This is a genomic window from Planomonospora antibiotica, from assembly GCF_014647955.1.
Taxonomy (GTDB): domain Bacteria; phylum Actinomycetota; class Actinomycetes; order Streptosporangiales; family Streptosporangiaceae; genus Planomonospora; species Planomonospora parontospora.
In genome coordinates this window covers 1-801 of record NZ_BMQE01000152.1, presented here as the reverse complement: position 1 = coordinate 801, position 801 = coordinate 1, and the positions used below count along the sequence as shown (strand labels likewise).

Genomic DNA, 801 nt, shown 5'->3' with positions numbered 1-801 from the left:
TGCTGGAGGTGAACGCGCGGTTCGGGGTGGGGGAGCGGGACCGGGTGCTGGCGGTCTCGGCGCTGGATTTCGATCTGTCGGTGTGGGACGTGTTCGGGTTGCTGTCGGCCGGCGGGTCGCTGGTCATGGTGGGGGAGGGCGAGCGGCGGGACGCGGCGGTGTGGGCGCGGCTGGTGGCGGAGTACGGGGTGACGGTCTGGAACAGTGTGCCGGCGTTGCTGGAGATGCTGCTGGTGGCGGGTCAGGGGCGGTTGGGTTCGCTGCGGTTGGCGCTGGTGTCGGGGGACTGGGTGCCGTTGGATCTGTCGGCGCGGTTGGCCGGGGCGGCTGCGGGGTGCGGGCTGGTCGCGCTGGGCGGGGCGACGGAGGCGGCGATCTGGTCGAACTGGTGCCGGGTGCCGCCGGTGGTGCCGGCGGGGTGGGTGTCGGTGCCTTATGGGCGGCCGTTGGCCAATCAGTGTTTCCGGGTGGTGGACGGTCTGGGGCGGGATTGTCCGGACTGGGTGGCGGGGGAGTTGTGGATCGGCGGGGCGGGGGTGGCGAAGGGGTATCGGGGTGATCCGGAGGGCAGTGCGGCGAGGTTCGTGCAGGAGGGGGGGCTGCGCTGGTATCGCACGGGGGATCTGGGCCGGTACTGGCCGGATGGCACGTTGGAGTTCCTGGGGCGGGTCGATCATCAGGTCAAGGTGCGGGGGCACCGGATCGAGTTGGGTGAGGTGGAGGCGGCTCTGCAGGAGCATCCGCTGGTGGAGCGGGCGGTGGTGACGGTGGTGGGGGGTGCGGTCCGCCGGTTGGCGGCCG

1 protein-coding gene is annotated in these 801 nt (G+C 72.3%); it reads left to right on the top strand.

The annotated features are described in order from the left end of the window. A partial coding sequence (locus IEZ06_RS35885) for an AMP-binding protein (protein WP_189241121.1) occupies positions 1-801 on the top strand: 801 nt, incomplete at both ends.